Origin of the sequence: Leifsonia sp. Root1293 (genome assembly GCF_001425325.1) — a bacterium.
In the GTDB taxonomy this organism is placed as follows: domain Bacteria; phylum Actinomycetota; class Actinomycetes; order Actinomycetales; family Microbacteriaceae; genus Orlajensenia.
Genome location: NZ_LMEH01000001.1, coordinates 1488833 through 1509317 on the forward strand (window position 1 = coordinate 1488833; position 20485 = coordinate 1509317).

Annotated in this window: 18 protein-coding genes, 1 tRNA gene and 1 pseudogene; 5 read left to right on the top strand and 15 right to left on the bottom strand. The window is 68.6% G+C overall.

Annotated features, from left to right (window positions below; translation table 11 throughout):
• Positions 1 to 10 precede the first annotated feature (10 nt).
• The 3 genes from ASC59_RS06945 to ASC59_RS06955 form a co-directional block, all read right to left on the bottom strand.
• Positions 11 to 1030, bottom strand: coding sequence for a ribose-phosphate diphosphokinase (locus ASC59_RS06945; RefSeq protein ID WP_442915074.1), 1020 nt, complete (start codon positions 1028 to 1030; stop codon positions 11 to 13).
• Positions 1027 to 2460 carry a bifunctional UDP-N-acetylglucosamine diphosphorylase/glucosamine-1-phosphate N-acetyltransferase GlmU gene (glmU, locus tag ASC59_RS06950; RefSeq protein WP_055820011.1) on the bottom strand — a complete coding sequence of 478 codons (1434 nt, stop codon included), beginning with the start codon at positions 2458 to 2460 and terminating at the stop codon, positions 1027 to 1029. Before glmU ends, ASC59_RS06945 begins: the two co-directional genes overlap by 4 nt.
• Before the next feature lie 28 nt (positions 2461 to 2488).
• Positions 2489 to 2560, bottom strand: a tRNA-Gln gene (locus ASC59_RS06955).
• A 97-nt stretch (positions 2561 to 2657) separates the two neighbouring features.
• Here ASC59_RS06955 and ASC59_RS06960 point away from each other — a divergent pair.
• Complete coding sequence (locus ASC59_RS06960) at positions 2658 to 3149, top strand: MarR family winged helix-turn-helix transcriptional regulator (RefSeq protein WP_055820013.1); 492 nt, start codon at positions 2658 to 2660, stop codon at positions 3147 to 3149.
• On the opposite strand, the gene ASC59_RS06965 is transcribed toward ASC59_RS06960, so the two are convergent.
• A complete protein-coding gene (locus ASC59_RS06965) occupies positions 3130 to 3915 on the bottom strand; it encodes a TMEM175 family protein (protein WP_235492602.1) in 786 nt (261 codons plus the stop codon). The two genes, ASC59_RS06960 and ASC59_RS06965, sit on opposite strands and share 20 nt — an antisense overlap.
• A gap of 26 nt (positions 3916 to 3941) precedes the next feature.
• Between ASC59_RS06965 and ASC59_RS06970 the strand changes: the two genes are divergently transcribed.
• Positions 3942 to 4460, top strand: a complete 519-nt coding sequence (locus ASC59_RS06970; protein ID WP_055822983.1) for a pyridoxine/pyridoxamine 5'-phosphate oxidase — start codon at positions 3942 to 3944, stop codon at positions 4458 to 4460.
• Positions 4461 to 4498: 38 nt separating this feature from the next.
• Here the strand turns inward: ASC59_RS06970 and ASC59_RS06975 are convergent, their stop codons facing one another.
• The 9 genes from ASC59_RS06975 to metG all read right to left on the bottom strand — a co-directional run bounded on the left by ASC59_RS06975 (position 4499) and on the right by metG (position 14675).
• On the bottom strand, positions 4499 to 5158 hold the full coding sequence (locus ASC59_RS06975; protein WP_055820016.1) for a methionine ABC transporter permease: 660 nt from the start codon (positions 5156 to 5158) through the stop codon (positions 4499 to 4501).
• Positions 5158 to 6186, bottom strand: coding sequence for a methionine ABC transporter ATP-binding protein (locus ASC59_RS06980; RefSeq protein ID WP_055820019.1), 1029 nt, complete (start codon positions 6184 to 6186; stop codon positions 5158 to 5160). Before ASC59_RS06980 ends, ASC59_RS06975 begins: the two co-directional genes overlap by 1 nt.
• 9 nt (positions 6187 to 6195) lie before the next feature.
• On the bottom strand, positions 6196 to 7104 hold the full coding sequence (locus ASC59_RS06985) for a MetQ/NlpA family ABC transporter substrate-binding protein (protein ID WP_157487944.1): 909 nt from the start codon (positions 7102 to 7104) through the stop codon (positions 6196 to 6198).
• 91 nt (positions 7105 to 7195) lie between these two features.
• Positions 7196 to 9004 carry an ABC-F family ATP-binding cassette domain-containing protein gene (locus ASC59_RS06990; protein WP_055820025.1) on the bottom strand — a complete coding sequence of 603 codons (1809 nt, stop codon included), beginning with the start codon at positions 9002 to 9004 and terminating at the stop codon, positions 7196 to 7198.
• 138 nt (positions 9005 to 9142) lie between these two features.
• Positions 9143 to 10081, bottom strand: coding sequence for a hypothetical protein (locus ASC59_RS06995; protein ID WP_055820027.1), 939 nt, complete (start codon positions 10079 to 10081; stop codon positions 9143 to 9145).
• A gap of 305 nt (positions 10082 to 10386) precedes the next feature.
• A complete protein-coding gene (locus ASC59_RS07000) occupies positions 10387 to 11322 on the bottom strand; it encodes a 4-(cytidine 5'-diphospho)-2-C-methyl-D-erythritol kinase (protein WP_055820031.1) in 936 nt (311 codons plus the stop codon).
• A 32-nt stretch (positions 11323 to 11354) separates the two neighbouring features.
• Positions 11355 to 12224 (bottom strand): 16S rRNA (adenine(1518)-N(6)/adenine(1519)-N(6))-dimethyltransferase RsmA, encoded by an 870-nt coding sequence (gene rsmA / locus ASC59_RS07005; protein ID WP_055820033.1) that lies wholly within the window; start codon positions 12222 to 12224, stop codon positions 11355 to 11357.
• A complete protein-coding gene (locus tag ASC59_RS07010; protein WP_055822986.1) occupies positions 12221 to 13120 on the bottom strand; it encodes a TatD family hydrolase in 900 nt (299 codons plus the stop codon). Before ASC59_RS07010 ends, rsmA begins: the two co-directional genes overlap by 4 nt.
• A complete protein-coding gene (gene metG, locus ASC59_RS07015; RefSeq protein ID WP_055822989.1) occupies positions 13113 to 14675 on the bottom strand; it encodes a methionine--tRNA ligase in 1563 nt (520 codons plus the stop codon). Before metG ends, ASC59_RS07010 begins: the two co-directional genes overlap by 8 nt.
• A gap of 62 nt (positions 14676 to 14737) precedes the next feature.
• On the opposite strand from metG, the gene ASC59_RS07020 reads away from it, so the two are divergent.
• On the top strand, positions 14738 to 15874 hold the full coding sequence (locus ASC59_RS07020) for an AI-2E family transporter (protein ID WP_082513454.1): 1137 nt from the start codon (positions 14738 to 14740) through the stop codon (positions 15872 to 15874).
• Positions 15875 to 15935: 61 nt separating this feature from the next.
• Here the strand turns inward: ASC59_RS07020 and ASC59_RS17595 are convergent.
• Positions 15936 to 16823, bottom strand: a pseudogene (locus ASC59_RS17595) (NADP-dependent oxidoreductase); the annotation flags it as partial.
• An 84-nt stretch (positions 16824 to 16907) separates the two neighbouring features.
• On the bottom strand, positions 16908 to 17723 hold the full coding sequence (rsmI, locus tag ASC59_RS07030; protein WP_055820035.1) for a 16S rRNA (cytidine(1402)-2'-O)-methyltransferase: 816 nt from the start codon (positions 17721 to 17723) through the stop codon (positions 16908 to 16910).
• A 61-nt stretch (positions 17724 to 17784) separates the two neighbouring features.
• Between rsmI and ASC59_RS07035 the strand changes: the two genes are divergently transcribed.
• A complete protein-coding gene (locus ASC59_RS07035; protein ID WP_200942347.1) occupies positions 17785 to 19488 on the top strand; it encodes a dolichyl-phosphate-mannose--protein mannosyltransferase in 1704 nt (567 codons plus the stop codon).
• A gap of 1 nt (position 19489) precedes the next feature.
• Positions 19490 to 20476, top strand: coding sequence for a YeiH family protein (locus ASC59_RS07040; protein ID WP_055820038.1), 987 nt, complete (start codon positions 19490 to 19492; stop codon positions 20474 to 20476).
• The last annotated feature ends 9 nt before the right edge of the window (positions 20477 to 20485 follow it).

Here is a 20485-nt window from a genome sequence, read left to right on the forward strand (position 1 = left end):
GACTCGCGGCCTAGGCTGCGCCGTCGAACATCGACGTGACCGACTCGTCGTTGAAGACGGCGTCGATCGCCTGAGCGAGAAGCGGCGCGATCGGGAGGATCGTGAGCTTGTCGAAGCGCTTGGCCTCCGGCACGGGCAGGGTGTCCGTGACGACGACCTCGTCGACGGCGTCGCTCTGCAGGATCTGCGTTGCGGGGTCGCTGAAGACGGCGTGGGTCGCGGCGACCACGACGCCGATGGCTCCAGCGGCCTTCAGGGCCTCGGCCGCCTTGACGATGGTGCGTCCGGTGTCGATCAGGTCGTCGACCAGCAGGCAGACGCGGCCGTTGACCTCACCGACGATCTCGTGCACCGAGACCTGGTTCGGCACCAGCGGGTCGCGGCGCTTGTGGATGATGGCGAGCGGAACGCCCAGCTTGTCGCTCCAGATGTCGGCGACGCGCACGCGGCCCATATCGGGCGAGACGACGGTGAGGGTCGCCGGGTCGAGCTTGGACTGGAAGTGCTCGAGCAGGACGGGCATGGCGAAGAGGTGGTCCACAGGCCCGTCGAAGAAGCCCTGGATCTGGGCGGCGTGCAGGTCGACGCTCATGATGCGGTCGGCGCCGGCTGCCTTGTACAGGTCGGCGACGAGCCTGGCGCTGATCGGCTCGCGGCCGCGGCCCTTCTTGTCCTGGCGGGCGTAGGGGTAGAACGGAGACACGACGGTGATGCGCTTCGCCGAGGCGCGCTTCAGGGCGTCCACCATGATGAGCTGCTCCATGAGCCACTCGTTGATGGGCGACGTGTGCGACTGGATGACGAAGGCGTCGCAGCCGCGCACGCTCTCGTCGAAGCGCGCGTAGATCTCGCCGTTGGCGAAGGTGCGGGCATCCGTCGGAATGAGTTCACTGCCCAGCTCCGCCGCGATGTCCTTCGCGAGCTGCGGGTGCGCTCGCCCCGACACCAGGACGAGGTGCTTCTGGCCGGTGATATTGATTCCGGACACTCGGACTCCGCTCTGTTCGACGGTACGGTGACCGCTGGTCATTCTGACCCCGGGTTGGCGGCCTGGGCCGCCGCATCGGCGGCCGTTCCGGGACGCTTCCGACTGACCCAGCCATCGAGGTTGCGCTGCTGCGCGACCGAGATGGCGAGGGCTCCGGGCGGGACGTCCTTGCGGACGACGGTTCCTGCGCCGGTGTACGCTCCGTCACCAATCCTAACGGGGGCGACGAAGACGCCGTGCGACCCGGTGCGAACGTGCGATCCCACTTCGGAGCGGTTCTTCTCGACGCCGTCGTAGTTGGCGAAGATCGAGCCGGCGCCGATGTTCGAGCCCTCTCCGATCGTGGCGTCGCCGACGTAGGAGAGGTGCGGCACCTTGCTGCCGACGCCGATGTTCGCGTTCTTGGTCTCGACGAAGGCGCCGATCTTGCCGTCGGCGCCGAGGATGGTGCCGGGGCGCAGGTAGGAGAACGGACCCACCGTGGCACCGGCCTCGATCACGCTGAGGGTCGCATCCGTTCGCTTGACCGTCGCACCCTCGCCCACCTCGGTGTCGACGAGGGTGGTGTCCGGGCCGATCACGGCCCCGGTGGCGATGACGGATGCTCCGAGGATCTGCGTTCCGGGCTTCACCGTGACGTCGGGCGCGAGCGTCGCCGTGACGTCGATCCACGTGGTCGCCGGGTCCTGGATGGTGACGCCGGCCAGCTGCCAGCCGCGCACGATGAGAGCGTTCAGCTGCAGGGCGGCCTCGGAGAGCTGGGCGCGATCGTTGATGCCGGCCACCAGCCAGGCGTCGTCGACGGGAACGGCCGCCACCTCGCTGCCTGCTGCGCGCAGGAGCCCGATCACGTCGGTCAGGTACTTCTCGCCCTGGGCGTTGTCCGTGGTCACGTTCGCGAGCTGGTCGCGCAGCTGGTTCACGCCGAAGACGTAGATGCCGGCGTTGGCCTCTCCGATGGCGCGCTCGGTCTCGCTGGCGTCCTTCTGCTCGACGATGCGGTCGAAGGCGCCGTCGTGCGTGCGCACGATGCGGCCGTAGCCGGTGACGTCGTGCGGGAACAGCGACATGACGCTCGCCGCGGCGGCGGCGGCCCTGTGTGCGGCGATGAAGCGGCCGAGGGTGTCGGCGTCGAGCAGCGGAACGTCTCCGTTCACGACGAGCACCTCGCCGGTGAATCCGTCGGGAAGGGCCTCGATCGCAAGCTCGACCGCACGCCCGGTGCCCGCCACCTCGTCCTGGTCGACGATCACGCTCTCGGGCATGTCGGCGCCGATCACGGCTGCGACGCGGTCGCGCTCGTAGCGCACGACGCTGATCACGTGGGCCGCATCGAGCTTGCGTGCCGTTGCGAGCACATGCGAGACGATCGGCATGCCGCCGAGCGGATGCAGCAGCTTCGGCAGCGACGATTTCATGCGCGTGCCCTGGCCGGCGGCGAGCACGACGATCGCAAGGTTCTGGTCGGTCATGGTGTCTCCCCTGGTGTGTTTCGAAGGGCTCCGCCGCCAGGACTCGAACCTGGACCTAACAGCTCCAAAGGCTGTCGTGCTGCCATTACACCACGGCGGACCACGCCTGACCGCAGGTCGAACGCGCCCTCCAGTCTGCCAGAACGCATGCCGTGGCCGTGACGCGACCGGCGGCATCCGAACGGGATAATGGAGCCATGCCGAGCAATGACGAGGTCGACCGCATCGTGGATGCGTGGGGACGCGAACGCCCCGATCTCGATTTCTCCCCCCTTCAGGTGCTCTCGCGTGTCGGCAGGCTCGCGAAGCACCTCGACCGGGAGCGTCGCAGCGCCTTCTCGCGCGCCGGTCTCGAGTCGTGGGAGTTCGACGTGCTCTCGGCGCTGCGCCGGGCCGGAGCGCCGTACCAGCTCTCCCCGAAGCAACTGCTGCAGCAGACGCTGGTCTCCAGCGGCACGATGACCAACCGCATCGACAGGCTCGTGGACCTCGGGCTCGTGACGCGTCAGACCGACCCGCGCGACGGCAGGGGCGTGCTCGTGGTGATGACCGCCGCCGGCCTCGATCAGGTCGACGCCGCCATCACGCAGCTCGTCGAAGCCGAGGCCGACCTCCTCGACACCCTGAGCGCATCGGACCAGGATCGGCTCGCCGGCCTGCTCCGCAAGCTCAGTCTCGACTTCGACTGAGTGCCGCTGCGGCTTCGACGGCCGCGATGGCGAGGTCCTCCTCCTCGATCCGTTCGTTCTCCGCCGTGCGCGCCTCGACCCTGATGGCCACGAGCCGCTCGCTCCGTCGCTGGTTGGGCAGAGGCAGCCGGGCCGTGATGACCGCGAGCGGGACGATGAGGATCCAGAAGTACATCGCCCACACGGGGTCGACGAACAATGCCACCGGGATCGACACCAGGAAGATCGCAGGCACGGGGAACTGGTTCCGCACGCTCAGGGCGTAGACGTCGAAGTCGACGTCGTCGCGGATGAGATCGTGCCGCCAGGCGTAGACCCAGATCCACAGCTGCACCAAGCTGATGCCGGCCACGTCGAGCGCGTACAGCGCGACGACGACGGGCAGTTGGTACATGGTCAGTGCGATGGTCGCGACCGGGAGCACGGCGATGAGGAACAGGAAGACCAGGTTGATGCGCAGCAGCGGGGTGTCGTAGCGATCGATGACGCTGAACTTGCGGTGATGGGTGATCCAGTTCACGCCGATGATGGTGAAGCTCAGCGCGTAGGCGCCGAAGACGCCGACGTTCTCCACCAGCACCCGCCCGATCTCGTCATCGGCCACCTCGGGGATGTGGATCTCCAGTACGAGCAGGGTCATCGCGATGGCCATGACGGCGTCGCTGAAGAACACCAGGCGCTCGGTGTTCGTGCCCTGCATGAGCAGGCGCCGGTAGCGGCTCTCCGCTCCGGTTCGGCGTGCGACGCGCTCGGTCCGATCAGCCATGGGCCGAGCATATTAGGGTGGCGAGCGTGAGTGAATCCGTCAGGAGAATGCTGCGAGCCCTTCCGGACTTCCCCGACGAGCTCCCCGAGTTCGATCCTGAGACGGCGCCGTCGGACCCCGTCGAACTGTTCATCGACTGGCTCGAAGCCGCTGTGGTCCGCGGCATCCGTCAGCCCCATGCCTTCTCGCTGGCGACGACGGATGCCTCCGGCCGGGTGTCGTCGCGCATGCTCATCCTCAAGGACATCGACGACGGCGGCTGGTGCTTCGCCACCTCCAGGCTGTCGCGGAAGGGTCGCGAACTGGTGGAGAACAGGGCGGTCGCCCTGAACTTCTTCTGGGCCGAACTGGGCCGCCAGGTGCGGGTCACCGGTGATGCCGTCGAGCTGTCAGCCGAGGTGTCGGCAGCGGACTGGGCGGCCCGACCCAGCGCCGACGGCGCCCCGAACCCCACGTGGCAGGTGTACTCGGTGCGTCCCCGTGAGATCGAGTTCTGGCAGGCCCGCCACGACCGCAACCACATCCGTCACCGCTACGACTTCTAGGCGAAGGCCGAGGCGCCCTGCGGCCGAACCGTGTCGGCTCAACGCCGCAGGGCCACCCGCGCGAGCTTGTTTCCGACGAACTGGGCGATCTGCACGAACACGACGATCAGCAGGACCGCGGCCCAGGTGACGACCGGCTCGAACTGCCGGTAGCCGTAGAGCTGGGCGAAGTAGCCGAGTCCGCCTCCGCCGATCAGACCGGCCACGGCCGACATGTCGACGATCGCCACGAAGATGAAGGTGTAGCCGAGGATGAGCGGCCCGAGGGCCTCGGGGATCACGATGGTCCCGAGGATGCGGTAGGGGCCGGCTCCCATGGAGCGGGCGGCCTCGATCACGCCCGGCGAGACCGTCACGAGATTCTGTTCCACGATGCGGGCGATGGCGAACGACGCCGCCAGCGACAGCGCGAAGATGACGGCGTTGATGCCGATGCCGGTGCCGATGATCATGCGGGACAGCGGCTGCACGGCGGCGATGAAGATGATGAACGGGATGGGCCGGAAGAAGTTGATGACCACGTTCAAAACCACGAAGATCGCCTTGTTGGGCAGCAGGCTTCCTGCGCGGGTGGCGTACAGGATGAGACCCATCAGCAGTCCGGCCGCACCACCGATGAGCAGGGTGATCGAGACCATGTAGAGGGTCTCGCCCGCCGCCTTCCAGAATTCGTCCTGGAGCTCGATGAGCGCATCCATCAGCGCACCTCCGTCACGTGCGTGCTCATGGCGATGCGGGCGATGGCGGAGTCGATCGCAGCATCGTCGCCGCGCAGGGCGAGGGTGAGGTGACCGAACGCCCGGCCCTGGATGTCGTTGATGCCGCCGTAGACCAGCTCGAAGGCCACTCCGGCGTTCACGATCTCGAGGAAGACCGCAGCCTGGTCGGCGTTGCCGTCTCTGAACGAGATCGTGACGATGCGTCCGACGTGCCGCTCCTGCAGCACGGACAGCTCGGCCGGCGACGGGATGCCTTTGATCACCGTCGACACGAAGCGTCGCGATGATGCGTTCTGCGGGTTCGAGAAGACGTCGAACACGTCGCCCTTCTCGATCACGCGACCGCCGTCCATGACCGCCACCTTGGTGGCGATCGACTGGATCACGTCCATCTCGTGGGTGATCACCACGATGGTGACCCCGAACTCGGTGTTCACGCGCTTCAGGAGCGCGAGCACCTCCTGCGTGGTCTCCGGATCGAGGGCGCTGGTCGCCTCGTCGGCCAGCAGGATGCGCGGCTCGGTCGCGAGTGCCCTGGCGACTCCGACACGCTGCTTCTGGCCGCCCGAGAGCTGGTCGGGATAGCTGCGCGCCTTCTCGCCGAGGCCCACGAAGTCGAGCAGCTCGTCGACCCTGGCCGCGATGCGGTCCTTGGGCCATCCGGCGACCCGCAGCGGGTAGGCGACGTTGTTCCACACGTTCTTGGCGTTGAAGAGGTTGAACTGCTGGAAGATCATGCCGATCCCGAGGCGGACGGAGCGCAGTTCACGCTCCGGCCGCCCCGAGATCTCCTCGCCGTCGATGACGACACTGCCCTCGGTCACGGGCTCCAGGGCGTTGATGAGACGCACGAGCGTGCTCTTGCCCGCCCCGGAGTACCCGATGATGCCGTAGACGTCGCCGGCCTCGATGTCGAGGGAGACGTCGTCGATGGCGACGATCCGTTCACCGCCCTTGTCGGGCGACGGATAGGTCTTGGTGACGTTGCGCAGACTGACGAGGCTCACGCGGTGAGCTCAGCCGTTCTTCCGGGTGTCGGCCTCGACGGTCTTGAGGGAGGCCTCGAGGTCGGCGACGGGGGTCTTCAGCGGAACAGCGGTTCCGCCGGACGCCTCGAGCAGGCCGTCCTGAACGGCCTGGGTGTCCTGGAAGATCTCGACCAGCTTGGCGTACGTCTTGTTGTCCTTGTCCTCGGCCTTGGCCGCGAAGATGTTGACGTATGGCAGCGCGGAGGCGTCGGCCGGGTCGTCCTGTGCGATCGCGTCGGACGCCTTCAGACCGGCATCCTCGACGTAGTCGTTGTTGATGATCGCCGCGGCGACGTCGGGCAGCGACGAGGGCGTGAGCGAGGCCTCGAGGGTCGTGACCTTCACCTTGGACTTGTCGGTGTCGATGTCGTTCAGGCCCGAGTAGATGCTGCCCCCGCCCTTCAGGCTGACGAGGCCGGCCGACTGCAGCACGAGCAGGCCGCGTGCGAGGTTGGCGTCGTCATCCGGGATCGCGACGGTGTCACCCTTCTTGATGTCCTCGACGGAGTCGTACTTCGTCGAGTACAGGCCGAGCGGGTAGATGGCCGTCGAGCCGATCGGTACCAGGTCCTCATCGGCCGACACGTTGTATCCCGCGAGGTAGACGATGTGCTGGAACTGGTTGAGGTCGAGCTCGCCCTCGGTGAGTGCCGGGTTGGGCTGCGCGTAGTCCGCGAAGTCGACGAGTTCGACGGTGATGCCCTCGTCTTCGGCCGCCTCGACGAAGGGCGCCCACTGCGGGTCGCTCTTGCCGACGACGCCGATGGTGACCGTCGTGTCGGCGTCGTCACCCGACGCGTTCGCGGATCCGGTGGCGCACCCCGAGAGGGCGAAGACGAGGGGGACGGCGGCGAGCGCCGCAACGATGGACAGTGACTTCTTGCTGCTGCGTGACATGTCTTCGACGTTAACCAGCGTGCTGGTCACAGGCGGAATCGGCTGGTCACACTTCGTCACGCCGACCGGCGGATCCCGATGCGTGCGGGCTTCAGCCCTCCAGAAGCTCCGAGACCTCGAGCCAGCGCACCTCGAGGTCGGCCACCGTCGACTCGAGCTTCTGCAGCTCGGCGGTGATGGCTCCGAGCCCGGAGTAGTCGCTCTGGTCGTGCACGGCGAGCTTCTCGTGCGCCGCCGCGATCTCGCCCTGGTACTTCTTGAGGCGCCGGTCGAGGGAGGAGAGCTCCTTCTCGGCGTTGCGCTTGTCGGCTCCGCCGAGGGCGGGCTTTCCCGACGTCGCCGCGGAGCCCGCTCCGGATGCCGCCGGCTTGCGGGCGGCATCCGCCGAGGCATCCGTCACTCCACGACGCAGCTCGAGGTACTGCTCGACGCCGCGGGGCAGGTGCCGGAAATGGCCGTCCATCACGGCGTACTGCTGGTCGGTCACGCGCTCGATCAGGTAGCGATCGTGACTCACGACGAGCAGCGTGCCCGGCCAGGAGTCGAGGAGGTCCTCGATGGCCGCCAGCATGTCGGTGTCGAGGTCGTTCGTCGGCTCGTCGAGGATGAGCACGTTCGGCTCGTCGAGCAGGATCAGCAGCAGTTGCAGACGACGCTTCTGGCCACCCGAGAGGTCCTTGATGGGCGTGGCCAGCTGCGCGCTCGTGAAGCCGAGACGTTCGAGCAGTTGCCCGGGGGTGAGCTCCTTGCCCCCGGCGACGTAGCTCGAGCGCTGGCGGCCGATGATCGTCGACACGCGCTCGTGCTGCACGTCCTTGAGCTCGGCGAGCTCCTGCGTGAGGCTCGCGATGCGCACGGTGGTGCCGCGCTTGACCTTGCCGCTGGTGGGCTTGACCGTGCCGGTGACGAGGCCGAGCAGGGTGGACTTTCCCGCGCCGTTGACGCCGAGGACGCCGGTGCGCTCCCCCGGCGCGATGCGCCACTCGATGTCCTTGAGGATCGTGCGGCCGTCGTAGACCACGCCGGCGTCGAGGATGTCGACGACGTCCTTGCCCAGGCGCGACGTCGCCATCTGCTTGAGCTCGACGGTGTCGCGGGGCGGCGGCTCGTTCTCGATCAGCTCGTTGGCCGCGTCGATGCGGAACTTGGGCTTCGCCGTGCGCGCAGGAGCACCGCGGCGCAGCCAGGCGAGCTCCTTGCGCATCAGGTTCTGGCGCTTGGCCTCGCTGGCCGCCGACATGCGGTCGCGTTCGACGCGCTGCAGGATGTAGGCCGCATAGCCGCCCTCGAACGGCTCGATGATCTGGTCGTGCACCTCCCAGGTGTAGTTGCACACCTCGTCGAGGAACCACCGATCGTGGGTGACGACGATGAGCCCGCCGGAGTTCTGGGCCCAGCGCTTGCGGAGGTGGCCGGCCAGCCAGGCGATGCCCTCGACGTCGAGGTGGTTGGTCGGCTCGTCGAGGAAGATCACGTCGTGGTCGGCGACCAGCAGGGCCGCGAGGCCGACACGGCGGCGCTGCCCGCCCGACAGGGTGCCGACGACGGCGTCCCACGGAACGTCGCCGAGGAGTCCGCCGATGACGTCGCGTGCCTGGGCGTCTCCGGCCCAGACATGCTCGTCGATGCCGCCGACGACAGCCTGGGCGACGGTGAGCGTCGGGTCGACGGTGTCGGACTGGTCGAGCATGCCGATGTCGACACCGCGTCGACGCGTGACACGGCCGTCGTCTGGCTCGATGCGGCCGGCGAGCAGGCGCAGCAGCGTCGACTTGCCGTCGCCGTTCTTTCCGACGACGCCGACGCGATCGCCCTCATTGAGGCCGACGGTGACGCCGTCGAAGATCACGCGGGTGGGGAATTCGAGTCGCAGCTTCTCGCCGCCGAGCAGGTGTGCCATATCCGCTCAACCCTACCCGCGTGGGCTGAGCGCTGATCGCCGACGACGGAGTTCGCGCAGGTGACCGTCACCGAACACGAAGATGTGGTGGGTCTCGGTCGCCACACACCCACATGAACTCCGTTCTCGACGCTGTTGTCAGCGCGTGGAGTCGGCTACGGGGTGCGCGCGCTGCAGGTGCAGCTGCACGCGGGCGAGGAACTCGGGCCACCCACGCGCGCTCAGGTCGTGCGCGGTCACCCGGATCACCGTCCAGCCCAGCTCGGCCAGCCGCTCACGGCGAAGGATGTCGTCCTCGAACTTCGCTCGATCGGTGCGGTGGTAGTCGCCTTCGTACTCGAACGCCAGCTTCAACCCGGGGTAGGCCAGGTCGACCATGATCCACCGCCCGGTGCTCGGGAGGAAGATCGGGAAGTTGATCGCGGGCTCGGGATGACCCTCCAGGACCAGGCCGACGCGCAGAAGGGATTCGGGCCGTGACAGGGGTCCCCACCGCACCAGCTCGACAGCCTGACGGAGACGACGGATGCCGCGGGTCGGCCCGAGTCGTGCAACCGCTGCCGCCAGCTCGTCGACCCCGCAGAGAGGCTGTGTCCGGGAGATGGGCTCGTCACCGGTGACGAGGAAGTCGCCGACGGCGACGAGGTCGCCGACGCTCAGCAGCGAGCCGAGCTGGCAGTACGCCACCGACGGCGATGCCACGCGCAGACCTCCGACGGAGGTCCACGCGAGCGGGGCTGTCGCCTCGTGCCACACCACTCCAGCGCGACGCGACGCTCGGTTCGGACGGCCGACCGTCACATGCAGGGGGCCGGACTCGACGGCTGCGGGCAGCGGTGCGCCGTGGATGGCCGCAGCGGTGGTGTGGCTGAACACCGCCGTGTCGGGAAGGACAGCGTGAAGCGCGGTCGCCCGCTCGCGCACCGTGGTCGCCGGGGTGCTGGAACGAACTCCACGGAACGGCTGCGAGAGGTCGGCGGACCGGAGCCGCGATGGTGACACCCCGCTCCTCAGCGCCTCGGCCGTGCTGAACGCACGAGCAGCGAACGATTCGGGGAGCGGGGAGCGGCGAGTCATCCGGCGATCATCGCCGCACGGCCGCGGCCGACAGCATCGCGAGCCCGATCGGTGCACCCGCCCGACCGTGTGGTTGCTGGGGAGGACGCACGTCACTCGTCGAGAGCGCAGCCCTAGTGGGTGCGTCGCACCAGCACAAACGTCAATCTCGGGTGCGACTTATCAGCCGAGAGCGCAGTTCTTGTGGGTGTCAGCGCTGGCTCACCCGCAACGACTCCGTACTCGGCGGGAGGGATGCGCGCGAACTCCGTTCTCGGCGCCGAGCGGGCGCGCGTGAACGGGCTCAGCGGGAGCGGTGCGACAGCTCAGTCGTGCAGCAGGCGCGCCCCGTGCACCGGCGCCGTCGCGCGCACGGCGGTGAGCCGGGCGGCCGAGAGAGCGACCTGCAACTCGAGGGCCGAGTCCGCGTCCTGGGCCAGAAAGGCGACAGTGGGGCCGGAGCCCGAGACGATGCCCGCGAGGGCGCCGTTCTCCTCGCCGAGTTCGAGGATGTGCCCGAGCCCGGGAGCCAGGTGCAGTGCTGCGGCCTGCAGGTCGTTCGAGAGGGCGTCGGCGAGCATGCGCGCATCACCGGCACGCAATGCCTGCAGCACCTCGGTGTCGACGGTGGGCGCCGTCTCCGCCGGCTGGATGTCGCGCGCGTTCCGGGTGCGGTGCCTGTCGAGCTCCTCGTACACGGCCGGGGTCGACATGCCGAACTCGGCGATCGCCAGCACCCAGTGGAACGTGCCCTTGGCCAGCGCGGGGCTGAGCTGGTCGCCGCGCCCCGTGCCGATGGCGGTGCCGCCCAGCAGCGCGAACGGAACGTCGGCCCCGAGCTTGGCGCCGAGCGTGATGAGCTCGTCGCGGGTGAGTTCCGTGCCCCACAGCGCGTCGCAGGCGAGCAGGGTGGCTGCGGCATCCGCCGACCCGCCGCCCATGCCGCCGGCGATGGGCACGTGCTTCTCGACCTCGAGTCGCACTCCCCCGCGGTACCCGGTCTTGCGGGCGAGCAACCGTGCAGCCTTGATGGCCAGGTTGCTGCCGTCGACGGCGAGTCCGGAGGTGTCGACGCTGCCGCTGAACGACACCGAGAAGTCGTCGGCCGGGTAGGCGCGCACGTCCTCGAACAATGACACCGCCTGGTACGCGGAGGCCACGTCGTGGTAGCCGTCGTCCTGACGCGCGCCGACCTTGAAGAAGACGTTGATCTTGCCGGGGGCCCGTGCGTGCGCGACAGGCGATGCGGCAGGCAGGGTCATGCTTCTAACCTAGCCCGGATGAGAGTGCCGGGTCAGTCCGTCAGGTGCGATGCGCGCGCGACGGCGAGGAAGTCGTGCACCGTCAGCTCCTCGCCTCTCGCCGTCGGCTTCACACCGGCGGCCTCCATGGCGGCGGATGCCGTGGCCGCGTCGCCGAGAACGCCCGAGAGCGACTGGCGCAGCATCTTGCGGCGCTGCTGGAACGCGCCGTCGACGAGGGCGAATGTGGCGAGGCGCTCAGCCTCGGTTCCGATGGCGTCGCTGCGCCGGTCGAAGCCCACCAGCACGGAGTCGACGTTCGGAACGGGCCAGAACACCTGCCGGCTGACAGTGCCCGCCGTGCGCCAGTCGCCGTACCAGGCGGCTTTCACGCTCGGGCTGCCGTAGATCTTCGAACCCGGCAGGGCGGCGATGCGGTGGCCGACCTCGGCCTGCACCATGACGATGCCCGCCGAGATCGATGGGAAGTGCTCGAGGAAGTGCAGCAGCACCGGCACCGAGATGTTGTACGGCAGGTTCGCGACCAGCCGCACGGGAGCTCCGGGCAGCTCGAGGATGCGCAGGGCATCCTGGTGCACGACCTCGAGGGCGGCATCCGGCTGCATCAGCGACACCGTCTTCGGCAACTGCTCGGCCAGCCGGCCGTCGATCTCGACGGCGATGACGGATGCACCGGCCTCGGTGAGTCCGAGGGTGAGCGAGCCGAGCCCCGGCCCGATCTCGACCACCTGCTCCCCGGCCCGAACCCCGGCGGTCTTGACGATCCGGCGCACGGTGTTGGCGTCGATGACGAAGTTCTGGCCGAGCTTCTTGGTGGGCGTGACACCCAGCAGTTCGGCGAGGTCGCGGATCTCCGCCGGCCCGAGGAGCCGGCCACCGACCGCGCTGTGTTCTCCGCTCATGCGAGTCCATCCCAGGTTCCGTAGACCCGCTCGGTGTTCGAGCTGATCTGGGCGGCGAGCACCGAGACGTCGGTGTCGAGGTAGCCGGCCATTGCCCGCAGCGTGTGCGGGATGAGGTACGGCGCGTTCGGTCGCCCGCGCAACGGCGTGGGCGTGAGGAAGGGGGCATCGGTCTCGACGAGCACGAGTTCGCGCGGGGCGACGGCGAGGGAATCGCGGAGGTTCTCAGCGTTCTTGAACGTGACGTTGCCCGCGAACGACAGGTACCAGCCGTTCTCGGCGCAGACCCTGGCCATCTCGGCGTCGCCGGAGTAGCAGTGGAACACCGTGCGGTCGGGGGCTCCCACTCGCAGCAGCGTGGCGATGACGGCGGCATGGGCGTCGCGATCGTGGATCTGCAGCGCGAGGCCGTGCCGTTTCGCGATGTCGATGTGGGCCTCGAAGGAGCGCTGCTGGGCGGCCCGTCCCTCCTCGCTCTCGGTGCGGAAGTAGTCGAGTCCGGTCTCGCCGACGGCGACCACCCTGGGTCGACCGGCGAGACTGTCGATCTCGCCGATGGCCTCGTCGAGTTCGCCTCGGAGGGCGTACTCGGCGGCTTCGTTGGGGTGGATCGCCACGGCGGCCAGCATCCGCGGCTCGATCGCGGCCGTCGCCGCCGACCAGCGCGACGTCTCGATGTCGCCACCGACCTGGATCACTCCGCGCACGCCGACGGATGCCGCACGATCGAGGTGCTCGCGATAGTCGAGCCCGTCCCCGTCGGCGATCTCGAGGTGGGTGTGGTTGTCGTAGACGCCGACAGCCAGCGGCTCGGGCAGCGGCGGGTAGTTCAGGTCGCGTCCGGCTGTCTGCTCGCGGACGCGCACGAAGGCGCCAGACGGCTCCTCGCTACTCACCACTCGCCTCGATGCGCGGGAACAGGGCCTCGAGCGGAGCGACGGATGCTCCACCGGTCCACTCCCAGGCACGGTCGATGCGCTGTTCGGCGACGGAGCCGTCTCCACCGAGGGCGGTCCAGAGCTTGGCCGTGGCCTTCGGGGTCACCGGCGAGAGCAGCACGGCGAGCGTGCCGAGTCCACGAACGACCGTGGCCAGCACGGTCTCGAGGCGGGCGCGGTTCGCCGGGTCCTTGGCGAGCGCCCACGGCTCCTGCTCGGTGATGTAGAGGTTGAGGGCATCGACGAGCTCCCAGATGGAGCTGATCGCCTCGTGGATGGCGAGGCGCGAGATGGCCTCGCCCGCGGCATCCGTCACCGATCGCTCGAGAGCCACGATGGACTCCTCCGCCGGTGTCAGCTCGCCCGCCGTCGGGATGACGCCGTCGCAGTAGCGCGTCACCATGGCGATCACCCGCGACGCGAGGTTGCCGAAGCCATTGGCGAGCTCGGCCTGGTAGCGGGCGGCGAGGTCCTCCCACGAGAACGAGCCGTCCTGTCCGAAGGAGATGGCACGCAGGAAGTAGTAGCGGAACGCGTCGGAGCCGAAGGTGTCGATGATCTGCGATGGCGCGATGCCGGTGAGCTTGGACTTGCTCATCTTCTCGCCGCCGACGAGCAGCCAGCCGTGGCCGAAGACCTGCTTGGGCACCTCGAGTCCTGCGGCGAGGAGCATGGCGGGCCAGATGACGGCGTGGAAGCGCAGGATGTCCTTGCCCACGATGTGCGTCGCCGGCCAGCGGCGCGCGAACTCCTCCTCGTCGGCGCCGTAGCCGACTGCCGTGATGTAGTTGAGCAGGGCGTCGAACCACACGTAGACGACGTGCGACTCGTCCCACGGGACCTTCACGCCCCAGTCGAACGAGGTGCGGGAGATGGAGAGGTCGGCGAGCCCGGACTTCACGAACGAGACGACCTCGTTGCGGGCGCTCTCGGGCTGGACGAAGTCGGGACGGTCCTCGTAGAGGGCGAGCAACTGGTCGGCGAACGCGCTCATGCGGAAGAAGTAGTTCTTCTCGTTGAGCAGTTCTACGGGCTTGGAGTGGATGGCGCAGACCTTCTGGCCCTCGTACTCACCCTCGCCGTCGAGCAGGTCGCCCGGCTGCTTGTACTCCTCGCAGCCGACGCAGTAGTAGCCCTGGAACTCGCCCGTGTAGATGTGGCCGGCGTCGTAGAGGTGCTGCAGGAACTTCTGCACGTTGACCTCGTGGCGCTCATCCGTCGTGCGGATGAAGTCGTCGTTCGACAGGTCGACGATCTCGAGCAGCGGCTTCCACGCCTCGGCGACGAGCTTGTCGACCCATTCCTTCGGCGTGACGCCGTTGGCCGTCGCCGTGCGCAGGATCTTCTGCCCGTGCTCGTCGGTTCCCGTGAGCGACCAGGTGTCGTCGCCGCTCTGGCGGTGCCAGCGCGCGAGCACGTCCGCGGCGACCTCCGTGTAGGCGTGCCCGATGTGGGGAACGTCGTTCACGTAGAAGATCGGCGTGGTGATGTAGAAGGAGGAGCCGTCGGACATGCTGACCATCCTATTCGGCGCGCCGAGGCCTCCCCGCCGTGTTACCGGGCGACGATGATGGCATGACGGATGCCCCTCCACCCCCGCCGCCGCCCGTCGGTCCCGTCGGCCTCGGCCTCGCTACGCGGGTGCTGATCACCCTCGCCGCAGCCGTGATCACCATCGCGGGCATGGCGAACGCCAAGGAGATCATCGGCCCGATCGTCCTCGCGGTCGTGCTGGTCATCATCGCCCACCCCGTGCGCGCCGTCCTGGAGCACAAGGGCTGGGCGCGGTGGGCGGCCACCACGGCCGTCATCGTGGTCGTCTACCTCATACTGATCGCGCTCGGCGTGCTGCTGGTGACGGCGCTCGCGCAGTTCGCGAGGCTCATCGCCGACAGCGCAGATGCCTTCAAGGACCAGGCCGCGATGCTCACCGACTGGGTCGCGACGCTCGGGCTCAGCGAGTCGCAGACCGAGGCCGTGACCGGCGCCGTCGATCCGTCGACGATCTTCAGCGTCGCACTGGCCATCGCGGAGTCGGCCCTCAGCTCGGTCACCGCCCTCGTGCTCGTCTTCGCCTACACGCTCTTCATGGCGGCGGATGCCGCCTACATCGCGCCGATCTTCGCCAGGTTCCGCACCACGCACGCCTCGGTGATCGCGGCGCTCACCGGGTACGCGCATGGCGTGAGGCAGTACATGGTGGTGAACGCGATCTTCGGCCTGATCGTGGCCGTGCTGGATGGGCTCATCCTCTGGGCGCTCGGGGTTCCCGGGGCCTTCATCTGGGCCGTGCTCGCGTTCATCACGAACTTCATCCCGAACATCGGCTTCGTGATCGGCGTCATCCCGCCGGCCGTCATGGCGCTCGTCACCGGCGGGTGGGGGCTGGCCCTCATCGTCGTCGCCGTCTACTGCGTGGTGAACGTGACGCTCCAGGTGCTGGTGCAGCCGCGCTTCGTCGCCGTTGCGGTGAACCTGGGCTTCACCGTCACGTTCGCATCCGTCATCTTCTGGAGCTTCGTGCTCGGCGCGCTCGGCGCCCTCCTCGCGGTGCCGCTGACGCTGCTGATCAGACTCCTGCTGCTGGACGCGGATCCCCGCGCCGGATGGGCACGAAGCCTCTCCGGTGTCCGAACACCGGAGGAAGAACCTCGACCGACTCCGTCGGCGGATGAGGAGTCGGAACTCCCAGCGTCGCATCCTGCTCCTTGAGGGCTGTCCCCTTCAGACGCTGGTTCTTGTACTCGACGAGGTTCATGCCGATGACGATCTTGCCGACGGCCTCGCGGCGGTCGAGCCTCCTGTAGGCATCCCCGACGTCGTCGAGGGAGAAGACGTCGGCGATCGGCATCCGCACGGCGTGCTGCTCCATGAGCTCGGCGACGACGAGGAGTTCGCGCAGGCTGCCCGCCGTGGCGCGCTGCACGCCGTAGTCGTCGACGGCGCCCCAGTCGAGCACCGTGCTGATGCGCCCGGTCGGAACGCCCAGCTCCACGGCTGTCTCGACACCGTCACCGCCGAAGAAGTCGATGAAGGCGTCGACCCCGTCGGGCGCGAGGGCTCGGATGCGGCTCGTCAGGTCGGGGCCGTAGTCGACGGGCGTCGCGCCGATCTGGCGCAGGTAGTCGGCGTTCCGCGGCGCTGCCGTCCCGATGACGCGAGCCCCGCGGCGTACCGCGAGCTGCACGACCAGGCACCCGACCCCGCCTGCCGCCGACGTCACGACGAGCGTGTCGCCGCGCCCGACCGCGGTGTCCTGCAGGGCGTCGAGAGCCGTGGTTCCTGCGACGTAGAGGCTGCCCGCGATCTCCCAGGCCACGCTGTGCGGCTTGTGCGCGAGCTGAGCGGCTGGCACGACCACGTGGGTGGCGTGCGATCCGCGTGCCACGTATCCCATCACCTCGTCGTTGACGCTGAAGTCGGTGACGCCGGGTCCGACGCCGACGACGATGCCCGCGAGATCCCGGCCCTGCCCTTCTGGGAACACGACGGGCCAGCGATCAGGAGACACCCCTGACCTGATGGCGCTCTCCACGGGATTGGTGCCGGCCGCGACGACCTGCACGAGAACCTCGCCGGCCTCGGGGACGGGCATCTCGATGTCGACGACCTCGAGAACCTCCGGTCCGCCGAACTCTGAGAAACGAACTGCTCGCGCCATTGCGCACCTCCGCTGATCCAGGTGGTGGTTCACCTCAAGAGTGCGCCTCCCCCGCTGGGAATGGCCGGTGAGTCACTAACCTGGTTAGCGAGCTGCGAGAGCACCCTCGTAGAGCTCGCGCTTCCCGAGGCCCGTCGAGAGGGCGACGGATGCCGTCGCGTCCTTCATCCGCTCTCCACCGGCGACCAGCGCCTGGACCTGACGGATGCCGTCCTCGAGACTGTGCACCCGTTTCGGCGCACCGGCCACGACGATGCAGATCTCCCCCTTCACTCCGTCGGCTGCCCACGCGGCGAGCTCCGAGGCCGATCCGCGACGGACCTCCTCGTAGAACTTGGTGAGCTCACGGCACACGACGACGGTGCGGTCGTCTCCGAACACGGCCGCGAGGTCGGTGAGGGCTGCGGCCAGTCGGTTCGGCGACTCGAAGAACACCATGGTGCGGCGCTCGTCGACCAGTTCACGGAACGTCGAGGTGCGATCTCCGTGCTTGCGCGGCAGGAAGCCCTCGAAGGTGAAGCGGTCGGTCGGCAGTCCCGAGACGGCGAGCGCAGCGAGCACGGCGCTCGGACCGGGGATGACAGTGACCTGCACGCCGGCCGCTGCCGCGGTCTCGACGAGATGGAATCCGGGATCCGAGACCGTCGGCATGCCTGCATCGCTCAGCACGAGCAGGTCGGCCTCGCGGCCGAGCTCGACGAGCTCAGCCGCCTTCAGGCGCTCGTTGTGGTCGTGCAGCGGGATGAGGCGCGGTCTGTTCTCGATGTGCAGTGCCGCCAGCAGTCGCTGCGTGACGCGGGTGTCCTCGGCGGCGATCACCTGGGCGGTTGCGAGGGCCTCGATGAGCCTGGCCGACGCGTCACCGAGATTGCCGATGGGAGTTCCGGCCAGGATGATCATGCCCCCAGTCTCTCGCACCCCCGGTGTCTGCGGCGCCGCCGCGCTCGTTTAGCATTGCGCCATGAGTGTCGACGCCCCGAGACCCGCCATGGACGACCTCATCGACGGCTCCGCCGGCGTGCAGGACACCGGTGAGGTCGATGTGCAGGACACCGACGAGGTCGACGCCGTGGAGCGCGACGAGCGGGAACTCGAGCGCGGCACGCGCCTCGACGCCTGGTGGGCGCGCGTGCTCTCCACCCCCGCACGACTGCGCCTCTGGTACTGGGGCGGTCCGCTCGCGGTGACCCTGCTGGCGGCGGTGCTGCGGCTCTGGAACCTCGGCCACCCGCACAGCCTCGTCTTCGACGAGACCTTCTACGTGAAGGACGCGTACACGCTGCTGCGCAACGGCGTCGAGAGCACCTGGCCCGATGACGCCGACGCGCAGTTCAACGCGGGCAACACCGACATCTACAATCCCGACGGCTCCTACGTGGTGCATCCGCCGCTCGGCAAGTGGATCATCGCCCTGGGACTGGCGGTCTTCGGCGCCGGCGACAGCTTCGGCTGGCGCATCGGCACCGCGGTCGTCGGCATCCTCGCCGTGTTCCTCATCACCGTCATCGCGCGCCGGCTGTTCCGCGGCTCCACCCTGATCGGCGTGATCGCCGGGTTCCTGTTCGCGATCGACGGCCACGCGATCGTCATGTCGCGGGTGGCCATCCTCGACAACTCGATCATGTTCTTCGCCCTGCTCGGCTTCGGCGCCATCCTGCTCGACCGGGGGTGGAACGAGAACCGGCTGGCCGCCTGGATGCAGCGGAAGCGCGAGAGCACCGGGAACCCCGACACCGGCAGCTGGGGCCCAGCCCTCTGGTGGCGACCCTGGCTGCTGGCCGCTGGCCTCGCCTTCGGCCTGGCCGCCAGCGTCAAATGGTCTGGTCTCTACTTCCTGGCCGGCTTCGGCCTCTACGTGATCGTGGTCGACATGCTGGCCCGACGGCGCGCCGGCGTCGCCTTCTGGGCGACCAGCGCTGTGCTCAAGCAGGGTCCGGTGTCGTTCCTGCTCATGGTCCCCGTGGCCGTCGTCACCTACTTCGTCGCCTGGACCGGCTGGTTCGTCACGGCCACCGGCTACTACAGGAACTGGGCGGACGAGCCGGGCAACGCCTGGACCGGCGCCCTGGCCTGGGTTCCCCGCTCGCTGCAGAGCTTCTGGCACTACGAGGCGGCCGCCTATCAGTGGAACATCTCGCTGGCCACGCCGCATCCGTACCAGGCCAATCCCTTCACCTGGTTGTTCATGATCCGACCGACGAGCATGTACTACCTCGGCACCACCTCGGAGAACGGATGCCCCACCGACGCGTGCTCTGATGCCATCACGTCGATCGGCAACCCGATCATCTGGTGGGCGGCGACCGCTGCCGTGCTCTACCTCGTCTACAGGCTCGCTCGCTACCGCGAGTGGCGCGTCGGACTGATCCTCATGGGCATCGCCGCCGGATACCTGCCCTGGCTGCTCTACTCCGGGCGCACCGTGTTCCAGTTCTACACGATCGCGTTCGAGCCCTACCTGATCCTCGCCTTGACGGCGGTGCTGGCGCTCATCCTCGGTCGACGGGACGACCCGACCTGGCGACGACAGCGCGGCATCGGCGTCGTGGCGGCGTTCCTCGGCGTCGCCGTACTGGTGTCGATCTTCTTCTGGCCGCTGTGGACCGGCGAGCGCATACCGTTCTGGTACTGGCAGCTGCACATCTGGCTGCCGAGCTGGCGCTAGCGTGGTCGCCCGCCTGCTGCCCGGCCTGTCCATCGCCGGAGCGGCCGCTCTTCTGGCGTGGGGCGTGCACGCGCTCCTGCCCGCCCTCCCGCTGCTGACGGCATCCGTGGCGCTCGGAATCCTGGTCGGGCAACTGCCGGCGTTCCGCGCGGCGCTCGACGGTACCCTCGCGCCCGGCCTCAAGGTCGCGGCGCGTCGCCTGCTCCGCATCGGAATCGTGCTGCTCGGCCTCAAACTCAGCCTCGGGGACATCGCCGGGCTCGGGGCCATCACCATCGCGACGACGGTTCTCATCGTCGTCCTGACCTTCCTCGGCACCCTCTGGCTCGGACGCGCGCTCGGACTGCCCGGCCACCAGCCGCTGCTGGTCGCCAGCGGCTTCTCCATCTGCGGGGCATCGGCCATCGGCGCCATGGGGGGCGTCGTCAAGGCCCGCGACGACGAACAGGCCACCCCCATCGCTCTGGTGACGCTGTGCGGAACCCTCGCCATCGCCGTGCTCCCGGCCCTGTGGCATCCGCTCGGACTCAGCGACCTGCAGTTCGGACACTGGGTCGGTGCCGGGGTGCACGATGTCGGCCAGGTCGTCGCCACAGCGCAGATCGCCGGCCCCGCCGCGCTCGCGGTCGCGGTGGTCGTGAAGCTCACCCGGGTGCTCCTGCTCGCCCCCATGGTCGCCGTCACCGCCGTCGTCGAGCGTCGACGCACCGCCGAGGCATCCGGACCGCGTCCGGCGGTCGTACCGCTCTTCATCGTGGGGTTCCTCGCGGCCGTGCTGGCGAACTCGTTCCTGACGATTCCGGATGCCGTCCTCGGAGCCGCCGACGTCGTGCAGACGGCGCTCCTGGCCATGGCGCTGTTCGCGCTCGGAGCGTCCATCCGCATCGCCACCCTGGCCAGGACGGGATGGCGTGCCCTGGTGGTCGGACTGACCTCGTGGGGGCTCATCGCCGGGCTCGCCTACGGAGCCGTTCTGCTGCCGTCATGACCCATGCCG